This window comes from Bacillus paramycoides, assembly GCF_038971285.1.
Classification (GTDB): Bacteria; Bacillota; Bacilli; order Bacillales; family Bacillaceae_G; genus Bacillus_A.
The window spans coordinates 1,084,113-1,110,195 of the sequence record NZ_CP152427.1 but is presented as its reverse complement, the minus strand read 5'-3'; the positions used below and the strand labels follow the sequence as shown (position 1 = coordinate 1,110,195).

Genomic DNA, 26,083 nt, shown 5'->3' with positions numbered 1-26,083 from the left:
CTCATTTATCCCCCACTACATGTGAAAACTCTCTTCTTGTTCTACATATATAGCTGGCATTTCTTTATTCCAATATTTGCGGTTAACAAATAAAAAGATGAGTACTAAATTTAATCCTATTATAAAAATAAGAAGTCCTGGAAAGAACGTCGTATAATTTGAGAAATCTGCGAAACTCATTATCTCTTCTTTATTTATTAAAAAAGAAGCACCGATTACAAATGCATTGTTTAACATGTGAATAGCAATTGGCATGAGTAAGCTATTTGTACGAATATATACGATTGATAGTACAACACTAAATACTACTGCGCCTAGGAAATCAACATGTAGCAACGCAAACAACATCGCTACTACAATGATTGCTATACTCGTTCCCCATTTTGCTGCAAAGCGTTGCAGTAAAAATCCCCGAAAAACAAATTCACCAATAATTGGTGCGATGAACACGACCATAATAATTTGATATACATATCCCCCTGTGCTATCAATAACCGGTTCACGTAACGCGTTCATAATAAATTCCGGTGTAATCCATGCAAAACTATACATGTACAAAATAAGATATCCATAACTAAATACAGCTAACATAAGTGCAATGTATAAAACTTGCACCAGGTTAAATGTTTCATGTTTATTAATAAATAATGAAAATGAAACACGGTGTTTTCTATACTCAAAAAAAATCCATGTAATCGGAAGGATATAGAATATAAGAATATTTATAAAAGTAGAATTTTGCATATGAAATGTATTTTCTATCAATTCATTACTGACCCTTGCAACTAAAGTTAATAGTGCAAATACAATTAAAAAATATCTAGCTCGCATCGTTTGAAACGGATTCACACTCATCTCCTCCCCTATGTTACTTTTATCATATCATTTGATTCTTAATTTTTTGAGAAAGAAAACCTTAAAATTTCCTTAAAAATTCCATAAGTTACCGAAAGATGATATGATATTCGAGGAAATTAGGAGGGATTTTTATGTATGAAGCAAATATTTTGCTCGTTGATGATGAAACAGCAATTTTACAATTACTAACTACCATTCTTGAAAAAGAAGGTTTTTCTCATATTACAACTGCAACATCCGCTGAAATAGCTTTATCTCTCACTCAGCAAAACGATTACGATTTGATTATTTTAGATGTTATGCTTCCTGGACAATCTGGTTTTGATATTTGTCCAATCATTCGCCAGAAAACAGATTGCCCTATTTTCTTCCTCACAGCTAAAACATCTGATTTAGATAAAATATCTGGATTTTCACACGGTGCAGATGATTATATTACGAAGCCATTTAATCCACTTGAAGTAGTAGCTCGTATGAAAGCACAACTCCGAAGACATATGAAACAAGCAGTACCACACGAACAAAAAGCACAATCCAGTTCCTTTGGTAGATTTGAAATTGATCGATACTCTGCAGAGCTTACAGTAAATGGACATGTTGTCGAATGTTCCGCCCAGCTATTTCAGCTATTACTCTTCTTTTGCGAGAATCCGAACTACGTATTTTCGAAAGAAGAAATATACGAGAAAGTTTGGGGAGCACCTGCCTACAATGGCGATGATAATACCGTTATGGTCCACATTCGAAAACTACGTGAAAAAATTGAACAAGACCCAAGTAAACCAGAATATATAAAAACCGTTCGCGGACTTGGCTATAAGTTCATTACAAAGTAGGGTGACGATATGAACTTTAATAAACGACTTATTATCCAATTTATCATGCAACACGTATTTGTTTTAGTTACATTACTGATTGCTGTAGTAGCGGCTTTCACTTATTTAATTTTTCTTGTTACGAGTACTTCATACGAACCGAACATTCCAGATTCTGATAATTTTATGATTGCAAGATACATCTCTTCAGAAGATGGCGATATTTCGTTAAAAACTGAAGTAAAAGACTTAATTAAAGAGAAAAATGATTGGATTCAAGTTGTGGAGGAAAACGGCAAAGTTCTCTATCACTTTAATACGCCTAGTGACGTGCCAACATCTTATACGAAAGCATCATTATTCTCGTATATACAGAATCAAATAGAAAGCCCTTATACATTTAAATATTGGGAAATAGAATTAGAAGAAAAGAACGTACTTGTTATTTACGGCGGTATGTTAAAAAGCAATGTATTACTGAAAACGATACAGAAAGAGCACCCTTCTGTATCTACAGATTCGTTCACATTAACAGAAGAAGAAAAACAGTTACTTTCTAAAGAAAAGGCTACTCTTCAAATTTTTAATAGTGGCGGTGAGGAAGTATTCGCCTATCCAAATGAAAAGAAAAAAACATTTTCTGCCATACAAGCTGCTCTTAACGCAAAAGAACCGTGGAATCATAAAGAAAACACGTCTAGCTTTTACGATACAAATAGCAATCATCTTCTCGTTGTAACTGCCAAAAATGAGCACTACTACCCAGATGATGAAATAGAAGATGTATTTACTAAAAAGTTTCTAATCGGATGCGGATTAATCCTTCTTATCGTATTTGTTTATTTAGTCATTCTTTCTATTTGGTACGGTAATAAATTCGGAAAACCGTTATTACATGCGATGCGCTGGCTGAAAAACATCGCTGGTGGAAAGTACGAAGAGCCTGTTAGTAAAAAAGGGAAACCTGTCAGGTTCCGGCGATCTGGTAAAGAGAAATGGTCATTCCGCTTATTTAGTGATGTGACAAATTCACTAGAGCACCTTTCTATTACACTCAAAAAAAATGATGCGATGAGGCAAGTATTGCAGCAAACACGTGAAGAATGGATTACCGGTCTAACGCACGATTTAAAAACACCACTAAGCTCTATATATGGCTATGCTTTATTACTAGAATCAAAGCAGTACAACTGGACTGATTGTGACATTCAACAATTCGGCAGCGTTATGAAAGAGAAATCGCAATATATGACGACATTAATTGATGACTTAAGCTTAACGTATCAATTAAAAAATAACAGTCTTCCTGCGCAGCACGTAAACATTGAAATGAATCAATTCGTTCAAAAAGTATTATTACAATTCATTAATAATCCGACACTTCAAAATCAAAATATTGAATTCGTACCAAGCTCAAACAAAATTCAATATTTCATTGAAGAAAAATGGTTCCAGCGTATTATCGAAAACTTACTCGTAAACGCTGTAAAACATAATAATGAAACGACAAACGTTATCGTAAAACTTTCGCAAAATGAAAATTCATTTACACTTTCTATTTCAGATAACGGCAAAGGAATGGATGATAAAACGAAAGAGCTTCTCTTTGAGCGGTATTATAGAGGAACAAATACAGAAGAAAGCAACATCGGAACGGGACTTGGTCTCGCTATTACAAAACAGCTCGTTCATGCTCATAACGGAACGATTTCTATTGATAGCGAACTAGGAAAAGGAACGACGATTATACTTGTGTTTCCGTTTCGTTCGTAGAAAAGGCGCTATGTGGCGTCTTTTCTTATGGGGAAATTCTTCGGTAAATGAAATCATGTTACTCGCCTTTTATTCTTGCTTATTGCGATAGTTCAGCGGTAAATGAAATTATATCGGCGATTTTCAAGATATATCGACTTACCGACAAAAATCGTCAAATATAGCGGCCTATATGAAAAAAAGCGAACCACTCAGTGGCTCGCTTTTCTTTCTATTATTTCTTCTTCACTGGTATCCAAAGTTCAATTTGAGCGAACTCACTTTTATCTGCATGGGAACGCTCATCGTATAGTTCAAATTCATTAACGCCGCAATGTTCATATCCTGAATGCGGGAACCATTCTGAGAATACAGCATTCCACGTTTGGTGAATAGACGATACCATTTCTTCATGAGGAACTTTCGGCGTTGTAAATACAGCATATGTCGCTGCTGGGAAAGTACGCTTTGCAATTTCATTTGGTACATTTTCAAAGCCTGTAACTTCCATTCCGATAATATAAGTGAAGTCGCCCGTTTCTAAATTAAAATCAGTACATAATCCAAGCTCTACCCATTGGCTCGTATCTTTACGATTCGTAATCGTTGTTCCAAGATCTTTTTGTAAATATTCTTGCCAAAATGCTGGGATGTCTTGATGGTTTTTCCCTTCTTTACTTGTCGTCTTCAGTTCATAACCCGCCATTAAAAATTCTGGTTTATTTACAATACGATATTCCATTTGTATGCCTCCTAAATAAGGATTTAATTTTCTTTGTTTTACATTCACGCTGTAATACATCGGCGTTTCAATTTCTTGTTTTCGATATTCACTCGGTGTCATTTGAAATAATTTTTTAAAGGCTCTCGTGAACGTTTCGTGAGATTGAAAGCCATGCTCAAATGCGATATCAATAACTTTTTCATCCGTATGAGAAAGTTGATAAGCTGCCCGGGCTAACCTCCTCTTTCGAACATACTCCATTACTGTATCACCTACTAATGCTTGGAATACACGATGAAAATGCGACTCAGAAAAACCTGCAATACGCGCTAAATTACGCAGCGTCTGTTTTTCCATTACATCTTCCTCAATATAATCAATTGACCTTTGAATTTGTGTTTCATAGCTTTCCATCTCTGTTCACCCGCCTTATATGTATTATGATAAAAGAGAATCCTATCCAATTCTTGACGTTTTTTACTATAATTCCATAAAAAATTGTAACTTTTTTATATGTATTTCGTTGTTATGTATGAAGGGAGGGAAATGTAGTGAAACGCAAACAATCATTAGAAAAAATTTACTCCGAGCATATGCAAGATTTATTTCGCTATCTTCTCTCCCTAACCAGAGATTCCCACTATGCGGAAGATCTCATGCAAGAAACGTTTTACCGAATGCTCGTCCATATTGACTATTATAAAGGAGAAGAAATTAGGCCTTGGTTATTTACAATTGCCTACAACGCCTTTATCGATTGGTATCGAAAAGAAAACAGATATAAAACAACGACAGTTGAAGAATTCCATTTACCAAACGTACCAAGTACAGAGCACTCTTATTTTATAAAACACGAGATTGCTAGTTGGTTAGACAGTTTATCTTCTCTTCCTCTTGAAAGACGAAATGTCCTGTTACTACGAGATTACTACGGATTCTCATATAAGGAAATAGCAAAGATGACCGGTCTCTCACTAGCGAAAGTGAAAATTGAATTACACAGGGGACGAAAAGAAACGAAAGGCATAAAGGAGTGATTAGGATGGGTTGTACAAAGTTTAAAAAACTATGGGAGAAATACGAAAACGGAATGCTCACGCATGATGAACAAGAAGAGTTAGAAAGTCATATTGAGACTTGTGAAGAGTGTGAAGCGCATTTGGATGAATTGCTTGCGAAAAGTGAGCCGATAAAGAAAAGGTTACCACCACAAAATTTGAAAGTCCCGTTTTGGAAAATAAAATGGAAACAGCGTTGGCAAACCGTTAGTTTTGTCCTTGCAGTTTGTATAGCAATCTATTTTGTCGGCCATTTTTCGTCTTCTCTTTACTTCTATAATATGAAAAAGTTAGTCGAAGTAGATGAGGTTCCTGCACTCGCACTAGAAGCCACAATGCCAAATAGTCGTTCCGCTGGAGGCAGCACAAAGATTAAACCCTTTTTCCGTACAGAAAATGAAATGAATTTATTTAAAACGGTCGGCAAAAAAGAATTTTCAATTGGGACAGTAACAACGCGTAGTTTCTTATCATCTGTAGCTATCACAAATCAACCTTTGGCAAACAGAGCCTATTCAAAAAAACTTTCCTTTGTTCACCCGAGAATCAAGCAAGACGATCATTTGAAAGAAATCTCTAAAAAAATTTGGAATACACTTGCAAAAGTACATGACGGAACCGTTGCTGAAGTAGCGGTATCTTTTGACAAATCTTACACTTTACAAGAATTAGAATCCATTCTATATAGCACATTTGAAGCACAAGAAATGCCGCCAACTCCTTTATGGTACGCTTTAGACACAGGGCAAGAAAGAATAGATGAAGAAGATTTCATCCTACATGGCAGAGAGGTTATCGGATTTTCAGAACATATAAATCTCCCTGATAATGAAGCAATACGACCGAAGACGAAAGAAGGTGAAGTAATCGAAATGATGCGTATTCTTTCTGAACATAAAAAAATTGTGAGTGAAGCTACTCAGACTCATGAAAAAGAGCTGAACTTAGATAAACGCTATGATTATGTAAAAGATAACGGCGTAAAAGTATACGGGATTGTCATTACTGGACCATCGAAAGAATTGTTAAAATTACAAAACTCGCCTCACGTTCGTTATGCGACTCTTGGGGATATTGAGGTTTGGAATTGGTTTGATCAGTGATGTGGGAAAAGAAGAGCATCTAGGGGTGATGCTCTTCTTTTTATTCCCGCTCCACAAACTTCCAAACTAAAAATGCTGCACATAGATAGGAAAGCCCAATAACTAAAAAGCTATAGCTTGCCCCTCTGTACCAATTGAATGATTCATTTAAAATGATTCCCATAATTGCTATACCGACTAATGCACCGATTTGACGATTTACATTTAAAGTTGCTCCAGCCATATTCCCATTTTCACGACCGGCAGATTTCATTACAATTGTAGTCATGGCAGGTACTGCTATACCGATTCCAAGATTAACAACACTATAAATGATTGCAATTCCTATATAACTCACATTATTTACTAGAAGCATTAATAATAAAGACCCTATACTAGCTATAAATAACGCTATGAATAATAACGATTTTGAGCTAAACTTAGTCACCATTTTTGCAAATAATACATTCCCAATAACAAATACGCTCATCATCGGCAATAGTTGTAATCCTGCTACAAACGGGCTTGCTCCATATGCTTTTTGCAAAAAGAGTCCGAACATAAATATGCCACCAAATAACGCAAAGTTTATTAGAAATCCAACTATATTCGCCGAGCTAAATGTCTTGTTTTGGAACAATACTCTTGGTACAACCGAGTTTTTTGATTTTCGTTCTGTATAAACAAAGAGAATAGTAGTTAATACCGTTCCCACTACTCCTCCTAAAATTTGAAACGAGGACCATCCATAACTTGGACCTTCAATTAGAGTAAAAGCTAATAATGTTATTGTAGTTATACCGATTAAATGATTTAATACGTTTATTTTCTCCTTTTTCGGTAATACATTAGGAATAATTACAAAGGCCATTAGAACACCGATACCCCCAATTGGAAGGTTTATAATAAAAATGCTCCGCCAACCAAATGTATTTACTAAAAGACCACCAATAAAAGGGCCTGTACCAGAGGCGATAGAGACAATTGCCGACCATATCCCAAACATTTTAGCTCTCTTCTTTTCATCTGGAAATGATACTACTAATAAACTAAGTGAACTTGGCATAAATAAAGCCGCTCCAACACCTTGAAGTACCCGGCCGATAATGAGGGTGTTCCCATTTGTTGCAATCGCACATAAAAGAGATGCGAATACAAAAATGATTAAACCAACCATATACATATTTTTTGCTCCATATTGGTTAGCCAATGCCCCTCCAGCCAATAATAATGCCGCAAAAGATAAAATATATCCATCAACAATCCATGCTGAACTATATAATGTCATTCCTAATGTTTCCTGAATATTCACCACCGCAACATTTACTACTGTCACATCTAACGTAGCCATAATAAAACCCATTGCCAAAGTTATTAAAATGACGATACCTGATTTCTCTTTTGTTTGAACATCTAAATTTCTACTAGCCACCCCATTCACTTGCTTACTCCCCTTTCAAAAATTAGTAATTTACCTATATATTCCTTTAGAACTATAATAAAGAAAGTACTTCATTTATAAAAGTACTGATTTTTTATATAGTACCTATACTTTTATATAGTAAGGAGTGTTTATATGGAAAATGTAAATGAAGAGATTTTATTAAAATGCCCCATTGAAAAAACAATGTCTGTAATAGGTGGTAAGTGGACTTTCTTAATTTTAAGAGATTTGTTCTATGGTCCTAAACGTTTTGCTGAGCTTGAAAGACGTCTAAATGGCATTAGCCCACGCACACTCTCTCTTCGCTTAAAAGAACTTGAACGAGAAAATATTATAAAGAGAACAATCTATTCAACTATGCCACCTCACGTGGAATATTCACTAACAAAAAAAGGGGAAACACTCCGTCCTATTTTTGACGCGATGAAGGACTGGGGAAATGAATGGAAAATATTAGGCGAATAAAAAGAAGGTATCATCTTATGTGATGATACCTTCTTTCTATTCATCCGAAATCACTTTCACATACATCCCTCTCACCGCTTTTTCATAAGCGATTTCGCTCATCTGTCTTATGTTTTCTGATACGACAGACGATGAAACAACTTCACCTTCACGAAGTAACGGAGGATCAATAAGACGGACTTTATTTTTCTGATACAAATCATAATCTTTTCTATCTTCTTTTGCTTTTACATTCGGATGAACTTTGCTTAATAAAGCATGTACTTCTGGATCATTACATTGCTGCAATTTCGAAATAAGCTCATCATCTTCAAGGAGAAAGTCATCTGCATGAATAATCCCTTTATGAAGAGCTAACTTTAGCGTTTTCACTAACATGTCGTTTCCGTAAATATTCATCGGTTTCATAAAGAAATCAATTACTTCTTTGTAATACGTTTCTGTAAACCATTCTGCCATTTCGACACTTTGAACAACCATTTTCCCATCTACAGCGACGACATCCTCTAAAAAACTGTGAACTTCTTCTAAAGAAACATACCCATATGTATACATATCTCGTAATGTATAATCCACTCTGTCTGCGCATAATTCTGGTGCTGACCTTTCGAGTAACGTCCATTTCGAATCATCTAACAAAATATCTTCATAGTTATAACCATACTTCGCAAGAATCGCTGGAATTTCTGATTTTTTCACGACAGAACTAAATATCTCTTCATGATAACTTTCATTTCTATTATCAAAAACATAATCAATCACATGAGAAAAAGCAGTATGTGATACGTCATGCAGTAAACCTGCAATTTGTTCTTCTACTGAACCACCTAGTTTTTTCACTAACAACATAACGCCAACTGAATGATCAAAGCGCGTTACATTCCATTTCTCGTTTATTAAGTAGCTTGCGCCATTTTGATGAATACCTTTTAGTCTTTGCACAGACTTACTTACAATTAATTCTTCTAACACTTGATCCACTTCAAAGTCACCGTATAGTACATCTGATATAACCACTTATAATCCCCCTTCATTTCAGCAGCGTCTTCTAATCGTACCTCTTTTATGAAATCGACATCAATATAAATATTAAATTAAAATATATTGATATTATATATACCTGTTATTTCTTTTAATTCATTTATTTTTATTGGGTGCTCCTTATGTGGAGCCTTTTTTTATTGAAAAATATGGGGACTTTCATTCCAAATCATGAACAGGACGCTAGAAATAGAAATGTACATATTTCGGCGATAAAAAGGATAAGATTTCCATTTTTACTCTTCTTTGATTTAATACAAGTATGGCCGTTAAGGGAAAGAGGGGAAACATGAAAAAGATTTTCTTCACCATTCTATTCATCATTATTGTATTCATTAGTTTAGGATATTGGAAATTCTTCACTTTATCTGGGGTTTCAGGCGGTGAAAAGATTCAATCCATACACTCGCCAGATAAAACCTATACTTTACATATATACAGACATAATGGCGGCGCAACGACTAGTTTTGCTATAAGAGGAGAGCTTGTAACAAATAATAAAAAATTTATGAACACGAAAAATATATACTGGAATTATCGTGAAGAAGATGCAACTGTACAATGGTTAGACGATCATACAGTTATGATTAATAATCATAACTTACATGTAGAGACGGACACGTATGATTTTAGAAAAAATGATAGAGAAAAGGACTGATTTTTATTAGTCAGCCCTTTTCTCTTTATCCCACTATTCAAACGTAACTTCCACCTGCACAATCTCAGATCTACTTCCCAGTCTTAATGGTGGTCCCCAGAATCCGAAACCAGAAGAAACAATTGCGTGGAATGCACCTTTTTGTGCGTATCCCCAGTCCAGTTCGTACATTCTTCTCGTTACGATATGATTCGGCGCCATTTGTCCGCGGTGCGTGTGGCCGGATAATAGTAAATCAACACCCGCCTCCGCTGCTTGTTTCAACTCGAATGGTTGATGATCCATTGCGATAACTGGCATAGATTTATCTACCGTACTCATTAGATTTTCAAAGCTTTGACGATCTCGCTCTGTTTTATCTCTTCTTCCGACGAGGTAAAATTGATCTTCAATTGTAATCACTTCATCTAACAGAATACGAATATCAATCTTATCCATCTCTTGTAAAAATTCAGAAACTGCTCGTCCATAATATTCGTGGTTTCCTAACACACCATATACGCCTAATGGAGCTTTCATTTGTTTCATAATTGGTCCCATATTTTTTTGAATGAATACACCTGGATGGTCATCGATAATATCACCTGGCAGTAAAATAATATCAGGCTCCATCTCATTTACATGACGGACAAGTCTTTTTAAATGCGAAACGCCAGATAATTTACCGAAATGCATATCAGAAGCCATCGCAATGCGTAAGCTTTTACGTCCCTCTACTTTTTTCGGTATGTGCACCTCGTACTTTCTAACTACTGGGCTATATGCGTTGAATACCCCATATGCAAAAATAAAGATAAACGCAAGTAACACGGTCGTACCTGTCCAAATAATTGCCGCTTCTTTCTCCACTGAAAACTGTAAAAGAAAGACCGTAATATTTGCTAACGGCAACAACATAAGCGCATATTGTATGACCGCAAACCAAATTGAACCTATCGTTCGTAGAAATGGCAAGAACTTAAACACTTGCACGAGAATGTATGCATATGAAATAAATCCGACTACGAAAGCGTAATATCCCCAAGATTCCCAGCCAAACACCGCATGAAGCCAAACCCAACCGTTCCAGCCGATGTAAAACATGAGTAGTGTGTATACAATTAACATAGTAAATATATTGAAATAACGAAGATTTTTCACAGTCAGCCTCCTTCTTGATTTCTTCTATTATATCTTGTTATGCACGTTTAACGTAAATATTAAGCACAGCAACCTTCACAATAAAAACCTCTAACTGCTAGATGCAAACCTAACAATTAGAGGTGCAATTCAAAACAAAATTACTTTTACAGATTTTCGTTATAGAAACTTGTTAATTTTTCAACTGCAATTTTTACTGGTTCTGGTTGGTCATATAAATCGTAATGACTCGCACCTTCCACAACAAGTAAATCTTTTTTCTCTGAAGCTGCTTTCTCATACAGCTCATGACCATCTTTATAAGAACCGAATGCGCCTTGCTTGCTGCCAACAATAATTTGTAACGGCTGTGTTAATAATGTATCTGCTAAATGGAACGCATCAAAACCAATTACCGATCCCATGCTCGTAAAGTTTAACTTATTTGGAGAGTTAACACTTTGTCCTCGCGGTGTTGTATAGTACTCAACTGCTTCTACAATATCTATATCGGTCATACCTGCCGCCTTTAATTCCTCCTGATTTTTAGGAATCCAGTTTGTAATCATCGCCTCTGCTCCGCGTGCTTCAGCAGTACGTTGTTTACCAATTGCCTCTAACACCCCAATTGGATCAGCTTCACGATTTAATCGGCCGATATTTGCCCCGACAACTGTGCCAACTGCTTTAATACGGCGCTCTGTCATTGCGGCATTTACCGCATAACCACCGCCTGCACAAACGCCTAACACACCGATACGTTCTTCATCTACATAAGGAAGGGTAGTTACATAATCTACCGCTGAGCGAATATCTTCAACGCGCGCAGCTGGTTCTTCCATATATCTCGGTGCACCTTCACTTTCACCTTGATACGATGCATCAAACGCAAGCGTTACATAACCTTGTTCTGCTAATTTCTCTGCATATAATCCTGCCGTTTGATCTTTACAGCTACTACCTGGATGCACACAAACAATCGCTGCATTTGGTTTCTTTTCCTCAGCACCTACAGGAATATTTAAAATACCTGCAACTTGTAATCCTCTTGCATAAAAATGAACATTTCTCTTCGTAACTGCCATATATAAAACCACCCTTACTTTATTTTTAATTTACACTTGTGAGAGTTAATACTCACGTGTATATTTATAATAAAGCGAGCAACCACTTGTTTCAATGACCACATTTACGCATTTGGGTGATAATACACACATAACGAAATATGTGTATCAATAACGGAGGAACACCATATGGAGAAAATCGATAGAAGAATTATAAAATCACAAAACGCCATTCAATCTGCATTTATCGATATGTTAATTGAAGATGGCTTTGACGAAATTACAGTAAAAAACATTACAGAAAAAGCAAATATCGGAAGAAAAACTTTCTACCTACACTACTTAGATAAGTACAATTTATTAGATAAAATTGTGGACGACCATTTAAATCAATTAAGAGAAATATGCGATATAAAACAAACAAAAGGCTATATAGAAGGAACTGTCATATGGTTTGAATACTTCAAAGAACACAAACCATTTTTCGCAGCGTTATTTAGAAGCAACAGCACATTATTATTTCAGAAAAAGTTCCTAACGTTCATCATGGGTGAACTAGAGAAAAAATTAAACACAAATACGTCAGTAAATAAAAACATTGATACACACATCGTCTTAAAGTTTTTAGGAACAGCTGTCATGGGCATTTTGGAATCTTACGTGTTGGATGAGATTGATAATGATGTTGAGTATGTTGCGATGCAGATTGGGGAGTTAATGAGGAGGAATATATAACAATGCAAAAAGGAAAATTTGAAGTTCAAATTTCCCTTTTTTATTTATGCTAAATCTAGTATACGTTTTAATTTATTTCTTCAACTTATCCGCCTTCGCAATAAATTGTGCTGCTTCCGCACGGCTTACCGCTTTATCTGGAGCCCAGCCATTATCTGTTCCAATTGAAATGTTTTCTTGTATTAAAATATTGGCATACTTTGCACCCCAATGATTATTTAAGTCAGCAAATTCTTTTGGTAGTTTAATATTTTCATTTCTTTCTAATTTATATGCATTTACTAACATAGAAGCCATTGATGCACGGTTAATAATTCCGTTCGGATTAAAGTTCCCCTTCTCATCACCTTTTACAATACCTGCTTTTTCAACAGCAGCGATATATGAAGTTGCCCAGTGATTTTGTGCATCAGGGAATGATGGCTTTGCATCTTTCTTAATTTCTAACCCTAAAACAGTTGCTAATATTTTCGCAGCTGATCCACGATCGATATTTTCAGCCGGAGCAAATGTACCGTCTGGCTTGCCGTGTACTGCTTCTTTATCTACTAAATATTGAACTGATTCTTGTGCCCAAGCTGGTACATCTGAGAATTTAGCCTTCTGTTGAATTGCACTCGCATCAATTTCAAACTGTACTTGATATTTATGATCATATTTAATTGCTGGAATTAATATATGCATTTGCATATTATATTTTTTCGAGAACTCACCAATTTCAAATTGAACAACTTTCGTACCGTTATTTGCTTTATCTTCGGAGATTACTTTTACATCATGGAATGTCCCTATTTTATTTGGATCTTCTACTCTAAGATACTGAAAATAACTACTATCTTGAACTGTTAACGTAACGATTTTTTTATCACCTTGAATCGTTACTTTTGGATTTTTTAAATATGTAGACGCAACTGATGTATCATTCGTTTGATCTTTATAAGTCTTTAAAATAACATCATATGTGCCATCTGCAAGTTTACTAGCTGCCTTCATTTCTACTGCCGCTTCTGCTTTCGCAATCGGTGCCATAATACCACTAAATGGAACTGCTAAAGTTGCTGCTATAACGAATGCATTCATATATTTTTTCTTAATCATTATCAACATGACCTCTCTCTTTATATGATTATACCCAACATAACCATCGTATTGATAATGATTATCAATGTCAAATAAAAATAATAATATTATTTCCTACATAAGTACGCTTTCCGCTCATTTTTAAATAATAAATAATGAGCCGTGTGCACTTTTCTTTCCAAATAATCGATAGAATACGAGCTTGATGGATCAACTAAATCACCTATCGCACCTGAAAGATGATCAATGACTTGCTGCAGTATTTCTAAGTTTTTCTTTTCACTTTCAGAATTCATTTCATCCATAATGTCACAAATAAGGTATTGAACTCTCCTTAAACGTAATTCCTTTTGCTCCACGTACATCTCCTCCTTATTAGTCATATTACGGTTTAAATATATGGAGTTATAGCTTAACCAATTCTAAAAAGTACAAAGGCAACCATCTTCGTAAAGATGGTTGCCCCTATTTTTATACTTGCATCGCTTTTTCTCTCAAAGCTCTTCTTAACAATTTACCTGTCGTATTCTTCGGCAATTCTGTTAAAAACTCAATACTTTTTGGCACTTTATATTTCGCTAAATGCAATGTGCAATAATGCATCAGTTCCTCTTCTGTTACGTTAGCATGTTTCAAAACGACGTAAGCGCGCACTGCTTCTCCTAAGTTTTCATCAGGAACACCGATTACAACAACTTCTGCTACAGATTCGTGTGTGTACAATACTTCCTCTACTTCACGAGGGTATACGTTATAACCGCCAACTAGGACGATATCTTTTTTACGATCAACGATATAGAAGTAACCTTCTTCATCCATTTTTGCTAAGTCTCCTGTATACAGCCAGCCGTCTTTCAATGTCGCTGCTGTATCTTCCGGTGCGTTATAATATCCTTTCATAACGTTAGGCCCGCGAACAATTAATTCACCGACTGCGCCGACAGGTACTTCTTCCCCAAGTTCGTTCACAATCTTGTTTTCTACATGCCAAATATTTGTACCGATTGATCCTGGTTTACGCGGACGATCTAGCGGGTTAAAGCAAGTAACTGGTGATGCTTCTGATAAACCGTATCCTTCTGAAACAATAACGTCAAAACGTTTTTCAAAGTTTTGCAGAAGAGCAACAGGCATTGACGCACCACCTGAAATACAAAGGCGAAGTGTCTTCACATCTTCCGCGCTCGCTTCTTCGAATAAATATAAATAATTGTACATCGTCGGTACACCAGCAAAAATCGTTGGTTCGTACGTGCGACAAATACGGAATACTTCTTTCGGGCTAAATTTCGGTAACATTAAAATAGTCGCCCCGTTCACAATCGGTGCATTGACCGCCACTGTTAAGCAGAACACGTGGAACATTGGCAGTGCCGCAACGACACGATCATTAGCAGTAAATTGTAAATAAGACGCCACATCGTTCGCATTACTATATAAATTTTTATGTGTTAACATAGCGCCTTTCGGTTTTCCAGTTGTGCCCGAAGTGTATAAAATAACCGCTACATCTTCTTCATCTAGCTCTGGGCCTTCGTAAGTTACATCTCCAGCCCCAATCATTGTCGTAAACGTTTTCATTTTTTCGGTTTCTGTATGGTTAAAATCTGATGAGGTTTCGCATATGATGATGTTTTCAAGTGAAGGAAGTCTTGTTGTAAGAGATTGTATAACAGATAGAAGGACGTCGAGTACGATGATTGTTTTTACATCTCCATTTTGTAAAATATAATGCATTTCGTCTGCTGTATAAATTGGATTAACTGGAATGACAGTTGCTCCAGTTTTCATTGTTCCGTATAAACCGACCAAAAAATGTGGTGAGTTTCCAACAACTAATGCGACATTGTCCCCTTTTCCAATGCCCATTGCTGCTAAATTGCCAGAAAACCTTGTGACCATTTTGTTTAATTGGTCATATGAGACCGACTGATCCATAAATATATAAGCCGGTTTATCCCCCTTCTTTTTCGCCGTTTCAGCCAAAGATTGAACGAGATTCACACAAACCCCACCTTTATAAAATTTAGAATATTTAAAAATTCTAAATTAATTATATTAAAAGAAAATTAAAGTGGCAAGTGTTATTCCATTAACTGCATATAAACAGATCACCTCCTCTTAGTTTACTTTGGAAGGATAAGGGATTTTTATTTGTTAGCACCTTATGAAACGAGTGCTAAAATCATTTCAGGATAATATGCACTTATCTTTTCTCTAAGTTTATTAAGTTCCTCTTTATTTAACGTCGTATGCTCCCCATACAAGTTGATTGCATCCGCTCCGTTTTCATGAAAAAACAATGTAACATACAATGTCGGTAACCCTTTATTGTCCTCATCTATCGATAAGACAAGATCTGGTGTTTTATTCACCGTACTAAACGTTTCATTTCTTTTCCATTTCTTATTTTGAAACATAGTTTGTATATCATCTATCTTTCGTTTGTTATCTGTATGCGTAAAATATATGACATGATCTCTCGCTGGCTTTCCAATAGATAAAAGTGTACGACTTGAGGAAGTTTCATCGTTACAGGCTGTCATTCCGATGACGAAGCTGAGGAATAATACAACGTACATTACCCTTCTCATTTCGATCCGCCTCCTTTTGAATATATATATTCCTTTATAAGAGGCAAATGTACTGTGATTTTATCGTATATGAAATTATATCGGCGATTTTTCAGATATATCAGCGCAACTTGAAATATATCAGCGATTTTCCAAATATATCGGTCGTAACTCGAAATATATCAACGATTTTTAAAATATATCGACTTACCGACAAAACGTGACGATTTACACAAAAAAAAGAGGCTGCCCGTTATGACAACCTCTCTCATTTTTAGAAGAACAAATGTAAGAAATCTTCTGTTGTAATATTACCGAAGTAGCGTTTAATATCTACGTCTTCTAAAGCTGCAGTGAATGCATCTTTATCAAATTGTACACCTGTTAGACGCTCTTCAATGTCATGCACATCTAGTGAGCCGAAGAAGTCACCGTAAATTTTACATTCCGTTACAGTTCCTTTTTTCACTTCAAGACGAACGTCAACTTGTCCAACTGGGAAGCGGTGTGAATGTTGTAAGTTGAACTTCGGAGATTTTCCATAGTTCCAGTCCCAATTTTGGTAGCGCTCTTCAGAAAGTTTATGAATTGCTTTCCAATCCTCTTCTGTTAATTCGTACGTCGGAATTTCTGTTTCCCCTTCGAAAATTGTTTCTAGAAGAAGTTGTCTAAACTCTTCAGTCGTCATTTTTTCGCTTAAGAACTCTGTAATGTTCGCTACGCGGCTACGGATTGATTTAATACCTTTTGATTGGATTTTATCCATTTTTACTTTTAACGCTGATACGACGTGATCGATTTCAGAGTCAAATAGTAACGTACCGTGACTGAACATACGACCTTTCGTTGAGAACTGCGCGTTACCTGAAATTTTTCTACCTTCAGCTAAAATGTCGTTACGACCACTTAGTTCTGCATTTACGCCTAATTTACCAAGCGCTTTCGTTACAGGCTCTGTGAATTTTTTGAAGTTGCTGAAACTGTCTCCATCATCTTTCGTAATAAAGCTGAAGTTTAAGTTTCCTAAATCGTGATATACTGCGCCCCCGCCTGATAGACGACGAACGACATGAATACCTTTTTCTTTTACGTAATCAGCATTAATTTCTTCTATTGTGTTTTGGTTTTTACCAATGATAATAGAAGGTTCGTTAATGTAGAACAGTAAATATGTTTCGTTAATATCTAAATTCTTCACACAATACTCTTCAATCGCTAAGTTTATTCTAGGGTCTGTAATCCCTTTATTATCAATAAATAACATCGTATCACCTCATGAGTTCCATACGTAGCCACTATGCGCTAGCGTAATATGGCCACTGAAAATTTGTTTTGCTTCTGTTACTAAATCAGATGGGTTGCCTGTATGCGGTAAGTGCGTTAATAAAAGTTCTTTTACATTTGCATCCTTCGCAATACTTGCTACTTCTGTACTATTCATATGCCCTGCTTTTGCCGCTTCTTGATGTGCATACATATTACACTCACAAATGAAAAGATTAGCATCTTTTGTGAATGGAATAAATTCAGGAATATAACTGGAATCTGCGCTATATACTACAGCGTCATTACCAGCTGTAATACGCATCGCAAAACATGTAACGGGATGAACAGTTTTTAAGAATGAAATCGAGAACGGTCCAACTTGAAGTGTTTCTTCTGGATTGTACGCGATTCCTTTCGTATGCGGTTCATGTGTTAAAGAATGGAATCCATTCTCGTCAAACGTATGACCGTATATTGGTAATTCCGGTAGTTGCCCTTTTGTCGCACTTGTAATTAATCTCGCATACTGCAATACCCCAATGTCTGCAACATGATCGTGATGATAATGCGAAAGTACAACTGCATCTATATCAGATGGTGTTATATATTTTTGAAGCTGTGCTAGTACACCACTACCACAGTCTACAAGTAAACGAAAACCATCGTGTTCAAACAAATACCCCGACGTTGCTTCTCCCGCTTCTGGAAAGCCGCCCCAAAAGCCGACAACAGTCATTTTCATATGTATCCATCCTTTCTAAAACCGAGTAGGAATGCATGTTTCACTTACATTCTACATTGTTAACTATAATTCATTTCCTAAACTTTTTCATTAATTTTCAATTTTGTTATAAAACAGTTGTTGACTTTTGTTTTTTGTACTAATACAATGTTAGTAAGAAATGGAAATGGAGGGATTGACATGATCGATCAACCAATGGAGTTTTTCAGAAATTTACCGACGAAAACTTGTGCGTACTGCGGGAAAGAAATTGATGAGCAGCATGAAGCATACCATAACAAATGTGATGACTGCGTTCACGAAGAATAGTAGTTTGTGAACAGAAAAAAACCTAGCAGACATAGTCTACTAGGCTAATAACATCGTATCCTTCATCGTTGAACCTTTCACCAAGAGCTCCAGTTCAAACTCATACAATTCTTTTTTTCGATAATTTTTCGTATGGATTTTATCCATCATCAGGTCGACAACTTTTCGGGCCATCTCATCGATTGGCTGTTCAATTGTCGTAATACCTGGCTCTGTAATCTGTGATAAAATTTGATTATCAAAACCGATAACAGCTAGATCATCTGGAATGCTCCAGTCATGGCGTTTCGCCTCTGAAATAATTCCAGCTGCTACTTCATCGCCTCCTGCCAAAATCGCGGTGGGATTTTTTTTGTCCTTTAATACTTCATGGAATATGCGCTTTCCGTCCTCCCAAGAGAAAACGCTTTCAATAAAATCAATCGCTTCTACTTGGCGGCTCTTCTCCGTTATGGCACGTAAAAAGCCCATTTTTCGCTGTTGACTAACGACTTTGGTTTCGTTTCCACGGCAAAAAATAAGATTACGATATCCTTGTTCTAACACATGCTTAGCAGCTATGTATGCTCCTTGCGCATGATCAAACTTCACTGTCGGAACATTTGCTTCCTCAATATATTCATTACATAACACGATTGGACCGTGCTGTAAGTATGGCTCTACATCTTCCCATTGATTTTCTAGTGAACATAGAATAATCCCATCTACTTGTTTCGTAGATAATAATTGTAAATACTCCATCTCTTTTTCCGGTAAATATCTTGTTTGACAAATAATCAGTTTATATTTATGTTCAGAAGCAGCAATCTCGATTGCTTCAATAAATCTACTGAAGAAAGGATTTGTAATCCTTGGAACTAGCACCGCAATTGTTTCCGTCTTTTGTTTACGAAGCCTTCTCGCCGCAGAATTAGGAACGAAGCCTAAATGCTTCATTGCTAATTGAACCCTTTTTTTCTTCTCATCTGAAACATATGGATGATTATTAATCACCCTAGAAACCGTTGTCCTTGATAACCCCGCTAATTTCGCCACGTCCTCTATAGTCGACACGAAATTCTCCCCCTTTGCATGAAAACGTTTTCTTAAATTGATTATATAGTATATTATTGGAAACTGCAATATCGGTTGTTATGATTTTACTATATTAATATTATACATAGGGAAAAGTATGTTAATGGGAGGGAAATTTATATTAGTTTTAGAAGTTTACAGGAGGCATATTTATTAAAGATAAAAGGAGATATTTCATGAATCGGACGGATCGTTTATTAGCTATATTAATTGAATTACAAAGAAGACAAACTGTTACAGCACAAAGCTTAGCGGAAAAATTTGAGACAAGTATAAGAACGATTTATCGAGACATGGATGCACTTAGTGAATCTGGCGTCCCACTTTTCGCCATGCCTGGCCATGGCTACTCATTAATGGATGGTTATTTCCTACCCCCCATTCAACTTACGCCTGAAGAGGCTGTTACTCTTTTATTAGGCGGTGATTATATCGAGAAAACTTTCACTTCTTCTTTTTCTGTACATGCACGATCAGCAAAAGAGAAACTTGAAATTGTTCTCCCTGCAGATCAACAAAAGAAAGCCCAGGAATTACGAGGAACTTTTCGTTTCCTTTCTCCTATATTTTCACATCAGCAATCTGAACAAGAAAAGCTAGAAAATCAACTTCTCTTATTGCAAGAATCTATTCAAAAAGAACAAGCTATCTCTTTTTCTTATCGGAAACCGAGAGAAACTACAAAAATAAAGCGGACCGTTCATCCTTACGGCTTAGTCAATATTTCAGGGATTTGGTACATCGTTGCCCATTGTTTACTTCGAAAACAAATACGTAATTTCCGTTTAGATCGAATGGATGGACTACAACAAGAACAAGAATTCTTTATAAAACCCGAAGACTTTTCTTTGCAAGAATATCAGCCTGAAAGCAACCGTACTGTGATGATTCATTTATTATTCCCATCCCATATTGCACATAAAATTATTGAATCACGATACTTCTTTATAGATTCATACGAACATAGAAATGATGGTTTTCACGTCTTTTTGAAATCAAGAAGCATAGATGAAGTGTTTCAATGGATATTGAGCTGGGGAAGCCAAGTGCAAGTACTTGAGCCACACGTTCTATCTGAAAAAATCCGTGATGAAGCAAAAAAAATGTTACAACTTTAATTTTTGCATTTCACTACTGACATAATGTTGTCAGCATTACTTCTTTATAGTAGGTAGTAACAAATACATTTTCATAAAAAGGAGTTAGTGATATGAAGAAATTTGAAGAGTTAGCAACGTACTACATAGAGGAATTAGAAAAGTACTCTATAGAACAATTTAGGACGAAGCCGTCTAGCGAAGAATGGTCTCTCGGTCAAATGTATAATCACTTAATTTCAGCTACACACATGCAGTTAGATGCAATTGCAAAATGTAGAACTGAATTGCCTTCTGTAACTAACAAGAAAACAGATATGGGAGAAAAGGTATATATGATGGGAGCTTTCCCAGACATAAAAATCAAATTACCAGATCATCCTGGATATACGCCTGAAAACCCAACTAATAAAGAAGACGTACAGAAACAGCTTCTAGAATTAATTACAATTGTTAAAGACATTGAGCCAACACTTTCTTCTATCCCTAGTGATTGTAAAGTCGAACATCCTGGGCTTGGTTACTTACATGCAGCAGAATGGTTCCAGCTTATTTCTATGCATTTTGCACATCATCTTCGTCAGAAAGAACGATTGGAACTTAAGGTTTGCTAAGTGTTAATATTTCCACTAAAAAGAGACTGCCAATATTGGCAGTCTTTTTACTACAATATGCACCGACTATACAATTACTCATAAAATCCCACTTTCTATCAATAGAAAACTCCTTTATTTCATTCAATGTAAAAACCCATCAATACGTCATCTCCATATGTTCCATCTTCATACTTTATTTGCTTTCTTTGTCTTCCCTCTTCTACAAACCCCATACGTTTGTATACCTTAATCGCCCTATCATTAATAGAAACTACGCCTAAGCAAATTTTCTCTAAACCTTTCTGCCCTTTAGCCCAACTAATAAGAAATTCAATTAGTTTTGTACCAATGCCTTGATTACAGTACGCCTCTTTAATTCCCATTCCCATTGTGCCTGCATGTCGTAAGCGGTTTAATTCATATCGATTGAAAATTAAAAAGCCAACCACTTTTTTATCTACTTCATAAACTATGTAAAGATTACCTTTCTCATTACTTTTCCGTATCTTTTCTCTTTCTGCATTCATATCATTTGGTAATTTCTTTGGAGATACTATAAAAAATTTTGTAGTAGTTTCCGATAATATAATTTCTTTTCTAATATCCATAATTGCTTCTGCATCAATCTCTTTTGCTAATCGTATCACTAAATCACCTCATACCTTTTTCTAAAAACTACAAAGAAGGATAGATAACGTGAGGATTCCCCTCTAATTCATTATTTTAACTCCTCCCACTTCGTCCAAACTTCTCTCCCGTTGATATGGTACCTATTATCCTCGCGATCCATAAACCCGTTTACAATAAACTCGCGTCTAATCGTACAAAAATCATCATGATATTGTTTTATGAATGTATTCATTTCTTTTTCCGTATATTGATTTTCAGCATTTAATTTGCTAATTAAATGCTCTAACAATGCTAATTTTTTCTTCTTTTGACCTGGAATCGATTTTAGGCGGCCCTCTTTATCGAAAAAGTTACGAATCGTCGTATCTCTGAATTTCATTTCATTTTCGGTCATTTTGTTATCCTCCATTGGTTTTTAAATAATACAACTTTATTGTTTGTCCTTACTATTTTTCTTCATTCTTTTACTTATAACATCAATAAGGTAATACCCGCTAATTAGCACATAGTAAACTACAAGTATTCCTAGTGCATCTTTTATATTTATATATTTTTCTTTATGAAACAGGATAGGTGAAAGGGCATAAACAAGAAAGATGATTAGCGGATTTACGATAAAATAATAAGTAAGATTTCCTTTCATCATATCAACTCTTCTATATCTAGTTTTCTCTATAAATTGTTGTAAATCCTTTTCTTTCGTCTCTATATCTTGTAAAAAGGTTTATATAAACTACAGAAAAGACCCCTACATTAAAATAAAAAAAGCACCGAAAAGGTGCTTTTTTCTACGCTTCAATCGATTGATTTTCCGCAATATTTCTAAATTGTCGTTTGTGCATCCAAGTTAATGCAGCAATCGTTCCAAGTGATAATACAACGATGAAAATCATGAGTACTCCTACGTTTTGCCACATAAAATTAAAGTCTCCACTTGATACGACTGCTTTCAATCCTGAGACAGAGTATGTCATTGGTAACCAAGCATTGAATGGTTGTAAAAACTTCGGAATCAATTCTAGTGGGAATGTTCCAGCACTTGTTGTAAGCTGAATAATTAATGTGATGATGGCGATGAAACGCCCTGCATCACCGAATGCTGTTACTAAACATTGAATTAATGCGATAAACGCTAAACTTGTAACGATGCTAAAGAGTATGAAATACGGAATACTTTGTACTTCTACACCTAATCCAAATAGTAATATAACATCCGCTACTATCGCTTGAATAATACCGACTGATAGTAACACGCCGAACTTACTAATAAACCAACTAAATCCTGATTTTGGAACGCCCACTGTATCACGTAATGGATATACGATTGATAATAGTAATGCCCCAACAAATAAACCGAGTGATAAGAAATACGGTGTAAATCCAGTTCCGTAGTTAGGAACTTCCGCCATTTTCTCCGTCTTCACTTTTACAGGACTTGCAAACATATCATACGTTTTATCCGTCCCTTTTACTTCACCAGTTTTCTCTGCCCCTTCGCCAAGTTTCTCAGCAAGTTCACCTGAACCATCGTTTACTTTTACGAGACCATCTGTTACTTTTCCTGATCCGTCTGCTAGTTTATTTACTCCGTCGATTAGTTGGGTTGAGCCTGTTGACATTTTGTTTAGGCCACCATTTAGAGTACCTAAGCCAGTTGTTACTTGATCAGATCCATCTGCTAATTGATTTACTCCACCTGCCATTTGGTTTGCTCCTACAGATAATGTACCTAATCCGCCTGTTACTTGGTTTGAGCCATCTGCTAATTTCGTTACGCCTACAGATAATGTTCCTAAACCGCCTGTCACTTGGCTTGAGCCATCCGCTAATTGATTTATTCCACCTACCATTTGATTTGCTCTTTCAGATAACGTTCCTAAACCACCTGTTACTTGACTTGAGCCATTTACTAATTGATTTACTCCACCTGCCATTTGATTTGTTCTTTCAGATAACGTTCCTAAACCATCTGTTACTTTACCTGAGCCATCTGCTAATTGATTTATCGCATCAATTAATTGACCGGATTCGTTTTTAAATTTATTTGCGCCTTCTTTTGCTGCATTTAAATTCTTTCCAAAACCTTTGAAATTTTCAACAAATCCTTTTTGTGCACTGGCTAATTCCTCAATGCTATCTGTTAAAGAGTCCAATTTCGCTGTATTCGGTAATTTGTTTTGCGAATCACTTGTTTTTTGATTTATTTCGCCTTTTAATTGCTTTACTTCTTCATTTAATTTATTTGTTCCACCTGCTACTCCGGTAGCTTTTTGCTGAACTGTCGCTGTACTTTTTACAGCACTTGTTATGAATGGTTATAACTGCTCTTGATATTCTTTTGGTAAACTTTCAATTTGCTTTTGTAAATTTGCTACATCTTGTACTGCATTTTTCACATCTTCTTCTGTTGATTGCGTAAGTTCATTTAACTGATTTACATTCGTCCCAGCTCCATCTATTTTCTCATTTACTGTATTCAATATAGAAGGGCCTTTCGACTGCATTTCCTCTAAACCTGCAGCAGAATTTTTCACTGTATGATTTAAATCTTCCAAACCCTTTTCAATTTTTTGAGAAGCTTCCTCTAATTGGCTTTGTCCCCCAACCAGTTGTTCCATACCATTTGATAGATCCGTTGTTCCTGTTTTTAATTCACCGGATTTACTTACTAATTTGTTCAAGCCATCTGTCACTTTCTCAGATCCATCACGCAATTCGCCAATTCCTTTTTGCATTTCACCCGTTTTGCCATTTAGCGTATTTAAACCGGCTGTTACTTTTCCTGCCCCATCTACTAATTTCCCAATACCTGTTTGCATCTCACTTGTTTTACTATTTAACGTATTTAAACCGTTCGTTACTTTCCCGGAACCGTCTACTAATTTCCCGATACCTGCATTGCTATTTAATACATGTAAACCATCTGTTACTTTGCCTGACCCGTCTACTAATTTTCCGATACCTACCTGCATTTCACCTGTTTTACTATTTAGCACATTTAAACCGTTTGTTACTTTGCCTGACCCATCTACTAATTTATTAGATCCATCTGCTAATTTCTGAACTCCATCCTTCATCTCCCCAGACTTCCCTTGAAGTGTATGAAGGCCATCCGTCACTTTACTTGAACCATCATGCAGCTCACTTGATCCGTCGTGTAGTTTACCTGCTCCTTCCGCCCCATCTGCTAACCCTTTTGAGACGTCTTGAATAGAATCAAACATTTTCTCTGCATATGTTTTCGTTAACGTACTTGATACTTCACCTTTAATTTTTTCAATTGCTGTTCCGCCAATTTGCGAAGATAAGAAGTTTAAGCTTTCGTTTGGAATGTATTCTAAGTTTAATGGTTTTGGATCGTCTTTTAATAATGTTGTAGCGTTACTTGAGAAGTCATCTGGAATGCGTACTAACATGTAATACTTTCTGCCTTCCATTCCTTTTTTTGCTTCTTTTTCACTTACAAATTCCCATTTAAAACTTGTATTATCTTTTAAGTTATCAACGAGCCCTTTTCCGACTTCAATTGGTTTCCCATCAAATACTGCACCTTTATCTAAATTGACTACCGCTACTGGTAAATCATCTAACTGTTTATACGGATCCCAAAAGGCCCATAAAAACATACCTGCATATAAAATTGGTACGAATAAAACCGCGATAATTGGAATTAATATTTTTTTGCTTTTTATAATTGCAGTAAACTCTTTACGAAGCAACTGATTCCATTTCATTATTTCTCCCCCTTTTCAAAATGACCAAATTATTCATTTGGTCATTTTATCCCAAACAAAAAGGCTATACCTATTCATTCATATGCCTTATCCCCGAATTTATACTATGCAACTTTTACTCAATATGAAATGAATATTTCTATGTTTCCCTCCTCAAATTAAATGTA

Annotated in this window: 26 protein-coding genes and 1 pseudogene; 10 read left to right on the top strand and 17 right to left on the bottom strand. The window is 35.8% G+C overall.

Translation table 11 applies throughout. From position 1 onward, the window contains the following. Positions 1–15 precede the first annotated feature (15 nt). The gene (locus AAG068_RS05715) at positions 16–855 is read right to left on the bottom strand and encodes a CPBP family intramembrane glutamic endopeptidase (protein ID WP_342718498.1); all 840 of its coding nucleotides are present in this window, start codon (positions 853–855) and stop codon (positions 16–18) included. Between the two features lie 134 nt (positions 856–989). On the opposite strand from AAG068_RS05715, the gene AAG068_RS05710 reads away from it, so the two are divergent. Beyond that, a complete protein-coding gene (locus AAG068_RS05710) occupies positions 990–1,694 on the top strand; it encodes a response regulator transcription factor (protein WP_342718497.1) in 705 nt (234 codons plus the stop codon). A 9-nt stretch (positions 1,695–1,703) separates the two neighbouring features. Next, positions 1,704–3,446 (top strand): sensor histidine kinase, encoded by a 1,743-nt coding sequence (locus tag AAG068_RS05705; protein ID WP_342718496.1) that lies wholly within the window; start codon positions 1,704–1,706, stop codon positions 3,444–3,446. A 214-nt stretch (positions 3,447–3,660) separates the two neighbouring features. Here AAG068_RS05705 and AAG068_RS05700 read toward each other — a convergent pair whose 3' ends face one another. Continuing rightward, entirely contained in the window at positions 3,661–4,563 is a 903-nt protein-coding gene (locus AAG068_RS05700) for an AraC family transcriptional regulator (RefSeq protein ID WP_342718495.1), read from the bottom strand. 137 nt (positions 4,564–4,700) lie between these two features. Here AAG068_RS05700 and AAG068_RS05695 point away from each other — a divergent pair, with 137 nt between their 5' ends. Both AAG068_RS05695 and AAG068_RS05690 read left to right on the top strand, forming a co-directional pair. Next, entirely contained in the window at positions 4,701–5,186 is a 486-nt protein-coding gene (locus AAG068_RS05695) for an RNA polymerase sigma factor (RefSeq protein WP_342718494.1), read from the top strand. Between the two features lie 5 nt (positions 5,187–5,191). After that, positions 5,192–6,310: an anti-sigma factor gene (locus AAG068_RS05690; RefSeq protein WP_342718493.1), complete on the top strand. Its 1,119-nt coding sequence runs from the start codon at positions 5,192–5,194 to the stop codon at positions 6,308–6,310. Between the two features lie 40 nt (positions 6,311–6,350). On the opposite strand, the gene AAG068_RS05685 is transcribed toward AAG068_RS05690, so the two are convergent. Continuing rightward, the gene (locus AAG068_RS05685) at positions 6,351–7,730 is read right to left on the bottom strand and encodes an MFS transporter (protein WP_342718492.1); all 1,380 of its coding nucleotides are present in this window, start codon (positions 7,728–7,730) and stop codon (positions 6,351–6,353) included. A gap of 135 nt (positions 7,731–7,865) precedes the next feature. Between AAG068_RS05685 and AAG068_RS05680 the strand changes: the two genes are divergently transcribed. Beyond that, positions 7,866–8,198 carry a winged helix-turn-helix transcriptional regulator gene (locus AAG068_RS05680; RefSeq protein WP_342718491.1) on the top strand — a complete coding sequence of 111 codons (333 nt, stop codon included), beginning with the start codon at positions 7,866–7,868 and terminating at the stop codon, positions 8,196–8,198. Between the two features lie 36 nt (positions 8,199–8,234). On the opposite strand, the gene AAG068_RS05675 is transcribed toward AAG068_RS05680, so the two are convergent. Continuing rightward, a complete protein-coding gene (locus AAG068_RS05675; protein ID WP_342718490.1) occupies positions 8,235–9,215 on the bottom strand; it encodes an HD domain-containing protein in 981 nt (326 codons plus the stop codon). Positions 9,216–9,528: 313 nt separating this feature from the next. On the opposite strand from AAG068_RS05675, the gene AAG068_RS05670 reads away from it, so the two are divergent. Then, on the top strand, positions 9,529–9,897 hold the full coding sequence (locus AAG068_RS05670; protein WP_342718489.1) for a DUF5412 family protein: 369 nt from the start codon (positions 9,529–9,531) through the stop codon (positions 9,895–9,897). 33 nt (positions 9,898–9,930) lie between these two features. On the opposite strand, the gene AAG068_RS05665 is transcribed toward AAG068_RS05670, so the two are convergent. Both AAG068_RS05665 and AAG068_RS05660 read right to left on the bottom strand, forming a co-directional pair. Then, entirely contained in the window at positions 9,931–11,037 is a 1,107-nt protein-coding gene (locus AAG068_RS05665; protein WP_342718488.1) for a metallophosphoesterase, read from the bottom strand. A 146-nt stretch (positions 11,038–11,183) separates the two neighbouring features. Further along, complete coding sequence (locus AAG068_RS05660) at positions 11,184–12,101, bottom strand: alpha/beta hydrolase (RefSeq protein ID WP_342718487.1); 918 nt, start codon at positions 12,099–12,101, stop codon at positions 11,184–11,186. A gap of 168 nt (positions 12,102–12,269) precedes the next feature. Here AAG068_RS05660 and AAG068_RS05655 point away from each other — a divergent pair, with 168 nt between their 5' ends. Then, complete coding sequence (locus tag AAG068_RS05655) at positions 12,270–12,815, top strand: TetR/AcrR family transcriptional regulator (protein WP_342718486.1); 546 nt, start codon at positions 12,270–12,272, stop codon at positions 12,813–12,815. A gap of 72 nt (positions 12,816–12,887) precedes the next feature. On the opposite strand, the gene AAG068_RS05650 is transcribed toward AAG068_RS05655, so the two are convergent. The 6 genes from AAG068_RS05650 to AAG068_RS05625 form a co-directional block, all read right to left on the bottom strand. Next, positions 12,888–13,913 (bottom strand): S-layer homology domain-containing protein, encoded by a 1,026-nt coding sequence (locus AAG068_RS05650; RefSeq protein WP_342718485.1) that lies wholly within the window; start codon positions 13,911–13,913, stop codon positions 12,888–12,890. 89 nt (positions 13,914–14,002) lie between these two features. Then, complete coding sequence (locus AAG068_RS05645) at positions 14,003–14,254, bottom strand: hypothetical protein (RefSeq protein WP_048526595.1); 252 nt, start codon at positions 14,252–14,254, stop codon at positions 14,003–14,005. A 112-nt stretch (positions 14,255–14,366) separates the two neighbouring features. After that, a complete protein-coding gene (locus tag AAG068_RS05640; RefSeq protein ID WP_342718484.1) occupies positions 14,367–15,899 on the bottom strand; it encodes a fatty acid--CoA ligase family protein in 1,533 nt (510 codons plus the stop codon). A gap of 161 nt (positions 15,900–16,060) precedes the next feature. Further along, entirely contained in the window at positions 16,061–16,489 is a 429-nt protein-coding gene (locus AAG068_RS05635; protein ID WP_342718483.1) for a hypothetical protein, read from the bottom strand. 253 nt (positions 16,490–16,742) lie between these two features. Beyond that, complete coding sequence (locus AAG068_RS05630) at positions 16,743–17,732, bottom strand: lipoate--protein ligase (RefSeq protein WP_342718481.1); 990 nt, start codon at positions 17,730–17,732, stop codon at positions 16,743–16,745. Between the two features lie 9 nt (positions 17,733–17,741). Next, positions 17,742–18,476, bottom strand: coding sequence for an MBL fold metallo-hydrolase (locus tag AAG068_RS05625; protein ID WP_342718480.1), 735 nt, complete (start codon positions 18,474–18,476; stop codon positions 17,742–17,744). 180 nt (positions 18,477–18,656) lie between these two features. On the opposite strand from AAG068_RS05625, the gene yhfH reads away from it, so the two are divergent. Further along, positions 18,657–18,785: a protein YhfH gene (yhfH, locus tag AAG068_RS05620; RefSeq protein ID WP_342718479.1), complete on the top strand. Its 129-nt coding sequence runs from the start codon at positions 18,657–18,659 to the stop codon at positions 18,783–18,785. Positions 18,786–18,824: 39 nt separating this feature from the next. On the opposite strand, the gene AAG068_RS05615 is transcribed toward yhfH, so the two are convergent. Next, the gene (locus tag AAG068_RS05615; protein ID WP_342718478.1) at positions 18,825–19,838 is read right to left on the bottom strand and encodes a LacI family DNA-binding transcriptional regulator; all 1,014 of its coding nucleotides are present in this window, start codon (positions 19,836–19,838) and stop codon (positions 18,825–18,827) included. 197 nt (positions 19,839–20,035) lie between these two features. Here AAG068_RS05615 and AAG068_RS05610 point away from each other — a divergent pair, with 197 nt between their 5' ends. After that, the gene (locus AAG068_RS05610) at positions 20,036–20,977 is read left to right on the top strand and encodes a helix-turn-helix transcriptional regulator (protein ID WP_342718477.1); all 942 of its coding nucleotides are present in this window, start codon (positions 20,036–20,038) and stop codon (positions 20,975–20,977) included. A gap of 92 nt (positions 20,978–21,069) precedes the next feature. Then, complete coding sequence (locus tag AAG068_RS05605) at positions 21,070–21,570, top strand: DinB family protein (RefSeq protein WP_342718476.1); 501 nt, start codon at positions 21,070–21,072, stop codon at positions 21,568–21,570. 119 nt (positions 21,571–21,689) lie between these two features. Here the strand turns inward: AAG068_RS05605 and AAG068_RS05600 are convergent, their stop codons facing one another. The 4 genes and pseudogenes from AAG068_RS05600 to AAG068_RS05585 form a co-directional block, all read right to left on the bottom strand. Then, positions 21,690–22,199: a GNAT family N-acetyltransferase gene (locus AAG068_RS05600; RefSeq protein WP_342718475.1), complete on the bottom strand. Its 510-nt coding sequence runs from the start codon at positions 22,197–22,199 to the stop codon at positions 21,690–21,692. Positions 22,200–22,270: 71 nt separating this feature from the next. Next, positions 22,271–22,576: a DUF2087 domain-containing protein gene (locus AAG068_RS05595; protein WP_342718474.1), complete on the bottom strand. Its 306-nt coding sequence runs from the start codon at positions 22,574–22,576 to the stop codon at positions 22,271–22,273. 36 nt (positions 22,577–22,612) lie between these two features. Beyond that, positions 22,613–22,828: a hypothetical protein gene (locus tag AAG068_RS05590; protein WP_342718473.1), complete on the bottom strand. Its 216-nt coding sequence runs from the start codon at positions 22,826–22,828 to the stop codon at positions 22,613–22,615. A gap of 142 nt (positions 22,829–22,970) precedes the next feature. Then, positions 22,971–25,916 (bottom strand): annotated as a pseudogene (locus AAG068_RS05585) (YhgE/Pip family protein). Positions 25,917–26,083: the final 167 nt, after the last annotated feature.